This window comes from Achromobacter sp. Marseille-Q0513, from assembly GCF_018195695.1.
Classification (GTDB): Bacteria; Pseudomonadota; Gammaproteobacteria; order Burkholderiales; family Burkholderiaceae_B; genus Achromobacter.
The window spans coordinates 6,786-15,830 of the sequence record NZ_JAGTJY010000147.1 but is presented as its reverse complement, the minus strand read 5'-3'; the positions used below and the strand labels follow the sequence as shown (position 1 = coordinate 15,830).

Annotated in this window: 10 protein-coding genes; 5 read left to right on the top strand and 5 right to left on the bottom strand. The window is 70.4% G+C overall.

Annotated elements, in window-relative coordinates:
- The first annotated feature begins 44 nt into the window (after positions 1–44).
- Both KDH83_RS23265 and KDH83_RS23260 read left to right on the top strand, forming a co-directional pair.
- A complete protein-coding gene (locus KDH83_RS23265) occupies positions 45–545 on the top strand; it encodes a TRAP transporter small permease (RefSeq protein WP_212320274.1) in 501 nt (166 codons plus the stop codon).
- A 32-nt stretch (positions 546–577) separates the two neighbouring features.
- The gene (locus KDH83_RS23260) at positions 578–1,855 is read left to right on the top strand and encodes a TRAP transporter large permease (RefSeq protein ID WP_212320269.1); all 1,278 of its coding nucleotides are present in this window, start codon (positions 578–580) and stop codon (positions 1,853–1,855) included.
- A 131-nt stretch (positions 1,856–1,986) separates the two neighbouring features.
- On the opposite strand, the gene KDH83_RS23255 is transcribed toward KDH83_RS23260, so the two are convergent.
- Positions 1,987–2,277, bottom strand: a complete 291-nt coding sequence (locus KDH83_RS23255) for a DUF3579 domain-containing protein (protein ID WP_212320267.1) — start codon at positions 2,275–2,277, stop codon at positions 1,987–1,989.
- A 267-nt stretch (positions 2,278–2,544) separates the two neighbouring features.
- On the opposite strand from KDH83_RS23255, the gene KDH83_RS23250 reads away from it, so the two are divergent.
- Both KDH83_RS23250 and argF read left to right on the top strand, forming a co-directional pair.
- Positions 2,545–3,768: an aspartate aminotransferase family protein gene (locus KDH83_RS23250; protein ID WP_212320265.1), complete on the top strand. Its 1,224-nt coding sequence runs from the start codon at positions 2,545–2,547 to the stop codon at positions 3,766–3,768.
- Positions 3,769–3,782: 14 nt separating this feature from the next.
- Complete coding sequence (gene argF / locus KDH83_RS23245; protein ID WP_212320263.1) at positions 3,783–4,724, top strand: ornithine carbamoyltransferase; 942 nt, start codon at positions 3,783–3,785, stop codon at positions 4,722–4,724.
- Between the two features lie 185 nt (positions 4,725–4,909).
- Here argF and KDH83_RS23240 read toward each other — a convergent pair whose 3' ends face one another.
- The 4 genes from KDH83_RS23240 to KDH83_RS23225 form a co-directional block, all read right to left on the bottom strand.
- Positions 4,910–5,473, bottom strand: coding sequence for a DUF4286 family protein (locus KDH83_RS23240; RefSeq protein WP_212320261.1), 564 nt, complete (start codon positions 5,471–5,473; stop codon positions 4,910–4,912).
- Positions 5,474–5,484: 11 nt separating this feature from the next.
- A complete protein-coding gene (locus KDH83_RS23235; RefSeq protein ID WP_212320259.1) occupies positions 5,485–6,033 on the bottom strand; it encodes a carboxymuconolactone decarboxylase family protein in 549 nt (182 codons plus the stop codon).
- A gap of 5 nt (positions 6,034–6,038) precedes the next feature.
- Positions 6,039–6,992, bottom strand: a complete 954-nt coding sequence (locus KDH83_RS23230; protein WP_212320257.1) for a tripartite tricarboxylate transporter substrate-binding protein — start codon at positions 6,990–6,992, stop codon at positions 6,039–6,041.
- A gap of 66 nt (positions 6,993–7,058) precedes the next feature.
- Entirely contained in the window at positions 7,059–7,925 is an 867-nt protein-coding gene (locus tag KDH83_RS23225; RefSeq protein ID WP_349291657.1) for an amidohydrolase family protein, read from the bottom strand.
- Between the two features lie 135 nt (positions 7,926–8,060).
- Here KDH83_RS23225 and KDH83_RS23220 point away from each other — a divergent pair, with 135 nt between their 5' ends.
- Positions 8,061–9,005, top strand: a complete 945-nt coding sequence (locus tag KDH83_RS23220; RefSeq protein WP_212320255.1) for a LysR substrate-binding domain-containing protein — start codon at positions 8,061–8,063, stop codon at positions 9,003–9,005.
- Positions 9,006–9,045 lie beyond the last annotated feature (40 nt).

Below are 9,045 nucleotides of genomic sequence, written 5' to 3'. Positions count from 1 at the left end.
GCCCTGCCTGGTTCGCGCCCATCGCTAGCGGGACTCCATTCATCATGCGTTTGCTCTGCGCCTTCGACCGCCTGCTCTTCAAGCTGGTATCGGTCATCGCCCAACTCTTGCTGGTGGCCGCCGCGGCCGCCGCCTTCTACCAGGTCATCGCCCGTTTCGTGCTGCATTCGCCGGCCGACTGGAGCGAGGTCCTGACCCGCGCCCTGCTCATCTGGACCGTGCTGCTGGGCGTGGCCCTGGCCTTCCGCCACGGCGCCATGATCAGCGTCGAACTGCTGCGCAACCTGCTGGGCGGCGCGCGCCGCCGGGCGCTGGAAGCGCTGATCGGCCTGATCTGCGCCGGCTTCCTGGGCTTCGTGGCCTGGATCGGCGGCCAGATGACCTGGCGCGTGCGTTTCCAGACCGTGCCCAGCCTGGACATCTCGATCTCCTGGATCTACCTGGCCATCCCGGTCGGCGCCACGCTGGCCGCCATCGCCGTGCTGGCCCGCTGGTGCGCCGGCGAAGAAGCCGAGGCCCCCTTGCGCAACGACGCGCAGGGCTGACCCGTTCGAAACGAATCCAAGCAGATCACGCCATGTCCCAATTGATGATTGTCTCGATGCTGATTTTCTTCGGGCTGTCCGTGCCGGTCGCCGTGTCGATCGGACTGGCCAGCCTGGCGGGCGTCGGCGCCGCCAACCTGCCCTGGCTGGTGGTGGCCCAGCAGTTGTACGCCGCGCTGGACAAGTACCCGCTGGTGGCGATTCCCTTCTTCATCCTGGCCGGCAACCTGATGGAAGCCGGCGGCATTTCCGAACGCATGGTCGAGTTCGCCAAGAGCCTGGTGGGCGGCATCCAGGGCGGCCTGGCCTGCACCTGCGTGCTGACCTGCATGATCTTCGCGGCCGTGGCCGGCTCCAGCGTGGCCACCACCTTCGCGGTCGGCGCCATCCTGATCCCGGCCATGATCCGGCACGGCTATCCGGCGCCCTTCGCCGCCTCGCTGCAGGCCAGCGCGGCCGAGCTGGGGGTGATCATCCCGCCGTCCATCCCGATGATCCTGTTCGCCGTGTCCACCGACACCTCCACCGGCGAGCTGTTCATCGCCGGCGTGATGCCCGGCATCCTGATCGGCCTGGCGCTGATGTTCTACGTCTGGTTCTACGCCAGGCGCAACGGCCTGGGCAAGCGCGACGGCGAGGGCCGCCTGCCGCTGTGGCCGGCGTTCAAGCGCGCCTGGCTGGCGCTGATGATGCCGGTCATCATCCTGGGTGGCATCTACGGCGGCGTGTTCACGCCGACCGAGGCATCCGTGGTGGCGGTGATGTACGCCGTGGTGGTGGGCAAGTTCATCTACCGCAAGCTCAGCTTCGGCCAGCTGTCCGAGACCCTGCACAAATCCGTCATGTCGACCGCGGTGATCATGTTCGTGATCGCCAACGCCGGCGTCTTCAGCTTCCTGCTCAACCGCGCCGGCATCCCCGACGCGCTGGGCGTCTGGCTGGCGCAGGTGTTCGACACCAAGTTCACGTTCCTGATGGGCGTGAACGCGGCGCTGTTCCTCATCGGCATGTTCATCGAGACGTCCGCGTCCATCGTGGTGCTGGCCCCGCTGCTGCTGCCGGTGGCGCTGAAATTCGGCGTGGAGCCGGTGCATTTCGGCATCATCATGGTCGTCAACCTGGCGCTGGGCATGATCACCCCGCCCTTCGGCGTGAACCTGTTCGCCGCCTGCGCGGTGGCCAAGCTGCCGCTGGAACGACTGGTCAAACCGCTGATCCCGTTCGTGGGCGTGGTGATCGTCTGCCTGATGATCATCACCTACTGGCCTGGGCTGTCGCTGGGGCTGCGCGACGTGGTCTACGGCAAGTAGCGCGGGGCCGCCCTCCTGAGGGCGGCGCCCGCATCAACGAAAAAGCGCCCGATGGGCGCTTTTTCGTGGCTGCGCGCGATCCGGGCGCGCGGACCTGAAGCCGCCTCCCGGGTTCCTGCCCCGAATCGGGGTCAGACCTCGCGCTCTTCGGTCTTGAGATTGTTGTCGTGGGCGAAATCGACCACGAACTTGTAGGCCAGCGGTTCCAGGTCACGCAGGCGCTGGTCGACCACGATGCCGCGCACGCCGTCGATCACGACCGGCAGCACGTAGGGCGAATAGGTGAGGTGGTTGCCGGCGCTGCCGGGCGGCCGGAACTGGGCCATGACGCCGGCCAGCCGCTCGGCCCAGTCGCTGGGGCGGAATCGGCTGCCGCTTTCGGTGACGCCGTGGATTACGAATTGTCTGACGCGAGTTGCCATGAGTTCTTCATCTACAGGACGCCCTTCACGAAAGCCGGATCTTCGGCGTGATCAAACATGCGTCCTGCGCCGCGAATTGTATATGATTGATCCTTTGCCCTCCCTAAAACGGCTGCACGCCCCGTAAAACGGAGCTGTCCAGCGGGTGGTCGGACCGGCTCCGCCCGTCAGGCCGGCGAACCAGACAGGCAGGCCGCGGCGACACCGCGGCAGCGGCGCGAAGCCGGCCCTGTCCGCCCATGGGAGTCCGCCCCAGGAGAATCCGCGATGCCCTCGCCTCTGGCCAATATCTACGCCCGCCTGCCGGTAGCGTTCACGCACGGCCAGGGCGTATGGCTATGGGACGCGCAGGGCCGCAAGTACCTGGACGCGCTGGCGGGCATCGGCGTGTCCTGCCTGGGCCACGCGCATCCGAAGCTGGTGACGGCGATCGCCGAACAGGCCGCGCGCGTCATCCACACGTCCAACATCTACGAGATCCCGCAGCAGGCCGAGCTGGCCGCCCGCCTGACGGCGCTGGCTGGCATGCAGGAAGCGGCCTTCGCCAACAGCGGCTCCGAGGCCAACGAGGCCGCCATCAAGCTGGCCCGCTATTACGCCTGGCAGCGCGGCAACCAGCACGCCCACATCATCACCATGGACTCGTCCTGGCATGGGCGCACGCTGGCGACGCTGGCGGCCACCGGCAGCGACAAGGCCCGCAAGGGCTTCGAGCCCCTGCCCTCCGGCTTCATCCAGGTGCCGTACAACCAGATCGACGCGGTGCGCGCCGCCGGCGACGCCGAGCCGCGCGTGGCGGCGGTCCTGCTTGAGGCGCTGCAGGGCGAAGGCGGCATCCGGCCGTCGGACGCCGCCTACCTGCAGGCGCTGCGCCAGCTCTGCACCGAGCGCGGCTGGCTGCTGATGATCGACGAAGTGCAGTCCGGCATCGGCCGCAGCGGCAAGTGGTTCGCGCACCAATGGGCCGGCATCCGGCCCGACGTGATGACGCTGGCCAAGGGCCTGGCGGGCGGCGTACCCATCGGCGCCATGCTGGCGGCCGGCCCCGCCGCCGGCGTGCTGACGCCCGGCAGCCACGGCACCACCTTCGGCGGCGGCCCGCTGGCCTGCGCGGCCGGGCTGGCGGTGCTGGACGCCATCGAATCCGAAAACCTGCTCGACAACGCCCACACGGTGGGCGCGCACCTGCGCGAATCGCTGGCCGCCGCGCTGGCCGGCACGCCCGGCGTGAGCGAGATCCGCGGACGCGGCCTGATGCTGGGCATCGAGCTGGCCCGGCCCTGCGGCGCGCTGGCGCTGCGCGCGCTCGAGGCGGGCCTGCTCATCAACGTCACGCGCGACCGCGTCATCCGCATGCTGCCGCCCCTGATCCTCAACCGGGCGGAAGCCGACCGGATCGTCGAGATCCTGGTCCCTCTGATCCGGGATTTCCTGGCCGACAAGACATCATCAACACCCCTGCCGGGCCACGAGCCCGGCCGGGCACTTTGACCTGCGACCTCACCATGACACCACCTACGACTCAAAACGGCCCGTTGCGGCACTTTCTCCAGTTCAAGGATTTCTCGTCCGCCGAGATCGCGTACGTGCTGGACCGCGCGCGCCTCATCAAGGACAAGTTCAAGCGCTACGAACCCCACATGCCGCTGCACGACCGCACGCTGGCGATGGTGTTCGAAAAGGCCAGCACGCGCACCCGCGTGTCGTTCGAGGCCGGCATGTACCAGATGGGCGGCTCGGTCATCAACCTGACGTCCAACGACTCCCAGCTGGGCCGCTCCGAGCCCATCGAGGACACCGCGCGCGTCATCTCGCGCATGGTCGACATCGTCATGATCCGCACGTTCGAGCAGACCCGCATCGAGCGCTTCGCCTCGCACTCGCGCGTGCCGGTGATCAACGGCCTGACCAACGAATTCCACCCCTGCCAGATCCTGGCCGACATTTTCACCTACATCGAGCACCGCGGCCCCATCGCCGGCAAGACGGTGGCCTGGGTGGGCGACGCCAACAACATGGCCTACACCTGGCTGCAGGCCGCCGAGCTGCTGGGCTTCACGCTGCACGTGTCCGGCCCGGCCGGCTACGAGCTGGAACCGGCGCGCATCGGCAATCCGTCCGACAAGGTGCTGCGCCAGTTCAAGGATCCCATGCAAGCGTGCCAGGGCGCGCACCTGGTGACCACCGACGTCTGGACCAGCATGGGCTATGAGGCCGAGAACGAAGAGCGCCGCGCCGCCTTCGCCGACTGGCGCGTCGACGCCGAGATGATGGCCGTGGCCGATCCGCAAGCCGTGTTCATGCACTGCCTGCCCGCCCACCGGGGCGAGGAAGTCACCGGCGACGTCATCGACGGCCCGCAAAGCGTGGTCTGGGACGAGGCCGAGAACCGCATGCACGTGCAGAAGGCGCTGATGGAGTTCCTGCTGCTGGGCCAGCTCAAGTAAGCCTGCGGACAGTATCCGCCGGGGCGCTCGCCGCCCCCGGCGACAAAGGGCCGGACGCCTCGCGGTGTCCGGCCCTTTTGCGTGCTTGCGGTCCGGTAGTTGCCGTCCCGTGGCTGCCGCCCGGTGATTGCTGTCTGGGGATTGCTGTCCGGCGGCCAATGCTTGATGGCCGCAGCCGGCGCCGCCTACAGGATCCGGGCGAACATCGTGCGCCGCGTGTTGCGGAACGACGGCCGCACCCGGCTGCTCCAGTCCGTGGCCCGCACCGCCAGCCACGGCGGGCTGCCGAAGGTCTCGCGCGTGTGCAGGTCGTAGCAGGCCAGGTAGCGCGGCCCCTTGTGGCGGCATTCGTAGCGCAGCGCGCGCACGGTGCCGGGCACGGCGGCCAGGCCGGGCAGGTGCTCCTGGTCGTACCAGGCGTTCAGGTCGGCCTCGGCCTCGGGCAGCACATCGGTCTCGACGATGTAGTGCCAGGGCGCGTCCTGCCCGCTGGACGCGCCGGGCAGGTCCAGCGTCCGGTGCAGCACGCGCACCCGCGCGCCGGGCAATTGCTCGGCCACGCGCGCCCGGACCTCGGGCAATGCGCCGCCGTCGCCGCCGATGTACAGATAGGTCTCGTCCTCATCGACCGCCGCGTAGGCGCGCACCTCGACTTGCGGCAGGCCGTCAGTCAGCCGTTGCGCGATGCCGGTGGCGCGCGGCGCATCGATGCGCTCGCCCAGGGACAGCAGCAATACGGTATCCGTCACTTTCCCATTCCTCAGTGTCCGACGCGCCAGGCGACCAGGAAACGCGACACCATGTTGTAGGCCGCCACGGTCGCCGTCAATTCCACCAGCGCCTGGTCGTCGTGCAGCGCGCGCAGCGGCGCGAACACCGCGTCCGGCACCTCGATGCCGCGCGTCATGGCGTCGGTCAGCGCCAGCGCCTCGGCCTCGCCCGGCGCCAGCCCCTCCGGCCCTCCCAGTCCCGCCAGCTCCGCCAGCGCGGGGCCGGCGCGCAGGCGCTCGATCAGCGCGTCCGGCATGCCGGCCTGGCGCGCGTGCGGCACATGGGCCTCGAACTCATAGGGCGCGCCGTTCAGCGTCGCCACCCGCAGGATGATCAGCTCGCGCAGGCGCGGCGCCAGCGCCGTCTTCTGGCGGATGGCGGTCAGCATCGCTTCCCAGCCCTCGGTCACGGCCGGGCTGTTCAGCAGCACCTGGTACAGCGGCGAGACGCGGCCGCGCGCGGCGGCGATGCGCGCTTCCAGGCCGGCCAGCGCCGGCCGCGCGCCCGGCTCCACCGGCGTCACTCTGCATGCGTCCATGGCGCTCACTCCGGCCGGATGTTCTTGCGCTGGATCAGCGCGGTCCACTTGTCGCGGTCGGACGCGATCAGCGCCGCCAACTCCTGCGGCGAGCTGGGCGCGGCCTGGGCGCCGAACTTCTCCAGCCGCGCGCGCACGGCCTCGCTGCCCAGCGCGGCGCGCACCGCCTGGTTGAGCTTGTCCACGGTGGCCGCCGGGGTGGCGGCCGGCGCCACCAGCCCGTACCAGTTGTTGGACTCCACGCCGGCGATGCCCTGCTCGGCCAGCGTCTTGACGTCCGGCAGCAGCGGATGGCGCGACGGCGCGGCGATGCCCAGCGCCTTGAGCTTGCCGCCCTGGATATGCCCGATCAGGCCCGGCACGTCGCCGAAGAAGCCCGCCACCTGGTTGCCCATCACGTCGTTGATCACCGGCGCCGCGCCCTTGTAGGGCACATGCATGACCTTGGCGCGGCTGGCGTCGGCGAACATCTCCAGCGTCAGGTGCGGAATGCTGCCGATGCCGGACGAGCCCACCGCCACCGGCTGCGAGTCGGCCTGCGAGCGCTTGACGAAATCGGCCGCGTCCGTGGCCGGGTTGGCTGGGTTGACCACGAACACGGTGGCGTTGTTGACCACGCGCGAGACCGGCGCGAAGTCGCGCGCCGGATCGTAGGGCAGGTCCTTGTACAGCGCCGGGCTGATGGACACGGCGCCGACGCTGGTCAGGAACAGCACCGAGCCGTCGGCGGGCGCCTTGGCCACGTAGGCCGCGGCGATGTTGCCATTGGCGCCGGCCTTGTTCTCCACGATCACCTGCTGCTTGAGCTCCTTGCCCAGCTGCTCGGCCAGCACGCGGCCCACCAGGTCCACCGGGCCGCCCGGCGGGAAGGCGATGATCAGCCGCACGGGCGCCTCGGCGCGGGCCGCGCCGGCGGCGGCCAGCCCCAGCAGGGCGGCGCAGAATAGTTTCTTCAACATGCTTGTCTCCTTTGGAATCGAATAGGGTCGTCGCCGCGCGGCCCGGCGGGGCCCGCGGCGCTGGGCTCAGGGAAATCCGTACAGCCGCGCCGGGTTGTGGACCAGCACCTGGCGACGCGCATCGTCTTCCGGACAGGCCAGGAAGAAGGCGTCGCACAGCTCGCCGTCGTCCGGCATGTCGCCGCGCACGTTCGGGTGTGGCCAGTCGGTGCCCCACAAGGTGCGCTCGGGCATGGCCTCCACCAGCGCCCGCACGAAAGGGATGCCCTCGGCGAACGGTCGCCGGCCCGCGCCGATGCGGTCCAGGCCCGACACCTTCACCCAGGCGCCGGGCAAGTCCGCCAGGCCCAGCAGCGCGCGGACGGCCGGCGCGTCCAGCCCGTCGGCGGCGCGCACCCGGCCCATGTGATCGATCACGAAGGGCAGCGGCAGCGCGCGCAGGCGCGGCAGCAGGCCGGGCAGCTGGGCGCCGTCCAGGTGCAGGCACAGGTGCCAGCCCAGCGGCGCGATCAGGCCGACCACATGGTCGAAGACGGCGGGATCCGGCGCGCCGCCCAGGTGGGGCACGAAGTTGAAACGGGCCGCGCGCACGCCGGCCTCGTGCAGCGCGCGCACCGAAGCAGGAGTGGCATCCGCCCCCAGCAGCGCCACGCCGCGATAGCGGCCCTCGCTGCGGGCCAGCGCGTCCAGCAGCGCGGCATGGTCGCCGCCGTGGCAATTGGCCTGCACCACCACCGCGCGGCGGATGCCCAGGTGCGCGTGCAGCGCGGCCAGCCGGGACTGCGGCGCGTCGGGCGGCGTGTAGGAACGGCCCTCGGCATACGGGAACACGTCGGCCGGCCCGAACACATGGCAATGGGTATCGCAGGCGCCCGGCGGCAGGGCGTAGCGGGGACGGGACGGAGACGCGAGCGGCGGACGGCAATCGGACACGGGACGATCCTGCGGGGAAAGCGCCATGGTCATGGATTGCGGCTTGCCGAACAATGCTATATCTTTCATTTCAGATATAGAAAATATAAATATCCTGGACTCTCGTCCCGGCGCCTCCCCCGCCCCGCCCGTCTCATGGACCTCAAGCAGATCGAATATTTCCTGCGCGTCGCCGAGCGCCGCAGCTTCTCGCGCGCGGCCGAGATGCTGGACGTGGCCCAGCCCACCCTGAGCCGGCAGGTGCGCCTGCTGGAACAGGAACTGGGCCAGCATCTGCTCTACCGCAATGGCCGGGGCGTGGAACCCACCGAGGCGGGCCTGCGCTTCGTGGAGCATGCCCGCGCCCTGCTGGCCCTGGCCGAGCGCGCCCGGGAAGACCTGCGCAGCCTGCGCGAGACGCCCGCCGGCAAGGTGTCGGTGGGCCTGCCGCCGCGCATCGCCCGGGTGCTGACGCCGCCGCTGGTGCAGGCGTTCCGGCGCGGCTTCCCCGACGCCTCGATCGCCGTCGCCGAGGGCCTGAGCGCGCAGGTGCGCGAATGGCTGCTGGCGGGCCGGGTCGACCTGGCCCTGCTCTACGATCCCGCGCCCTCGCCCCAGCTGGCCTATGAATCGCTGTTCCGGGAAGACCTGGTGCTGGTGGCGGCGGCCGGCCGCCAGCCGCCGCTGCCGCCGCGCGTGCGCGTGGCCGAGCTGCCGCGCTATCCGCTGGTGCTGCCCAGCCTGCCCAACGCCATCCGCACGCTGGTGGAAAGCAGTTGCCGCGCGCAGGGCCTGCGGCTGACGGTGGCGGCCGAGGTGGACGCGGTGCAGACCATCGTGGAACTGGCCGCGCAGGGCGACGCCTACGCCATCCTGCCGCGCTCGGCCGTCGTGGGTCCGGCCGCCGAGCACACGCTGTCGCTGTGCGAGATCGAGGCGCCGCGCATCACCAACAACCTGGTGCTGGCCAGCGCCAGGCACCGGCCCGCCACGCGGCTGGCCTCGGCCACCGCCGACCTCATCCGAGGACTGGGGCTGGCGGCGCTGTTCGCGCCGCCACCGGCAGTGAACGCTAGCGCGCCGGCGGCGCGCCGACGCTGAAGGCCACCCGGGTCACGCCGCCGCCGCTGCTGGCCGACAC

Excerpts from the sequence above, each read along its gene's own strand:
- KDH83_RS23265 (WP_212320274.1), top strand. The coding sequence starts at position 45 with ATGCGTTTGCTCTGCGCCTTCGACCGCCTGCTCTTCAAGCTGGTATCG.
- KDH83_RS23260 (WP_212320269.1), top strand. The coding sequence starts at position 578 with ATGTCCCAATTGATGATTGTCTCGATGCTGATTTTCTTCGGGCTGTCC.
- KDH83_RS23255 (WP_212320267.1), bottom strand. The coding sequence starts at position 2,277 with ATGGCAACTCGCGTCAGACAATTCGTAATCCACGGCGTCACCGAAAGC.
- KDH83_RS23250 (WP_212320265.1), top strand. The coding sequence starts at position 2,545 with ATGCCCTCGCCTCTGGCCAATATCTACGCCCGCCTGCCGGTAGCGTTC.
- argF (WP_212320263.1), top strand. The coding sequence starts at position 3,783 with ATGACACCACCTACGACTCAAAACGGCCCGTTGCGGCACTTTCTCCAG.
- KDH83_RS23235 (WP_212320259.1), bottom strand. The coding sequence starts at position 6,033 with ATGGACGCATGCAGAGTGACGCCGGTGGAGCCGGGCGCGCGGCCGGCG.
- KDH83_RS23230 (WP_212320257.1), bottom strand. The coding sequence starts at position 6,992 with ATGTTGAAGAAACTATTCTGCGCCGCCCTGCTGGGGCTGGCCGCCGCC.
- KDH83_RS23220 (WP_212320255.1), top strand. The coding sequence starts at position 8,061 with ATGGACCTCAAGCAGATCGAATATTTCCTGCGCGTCGCCGAGCGCCGC.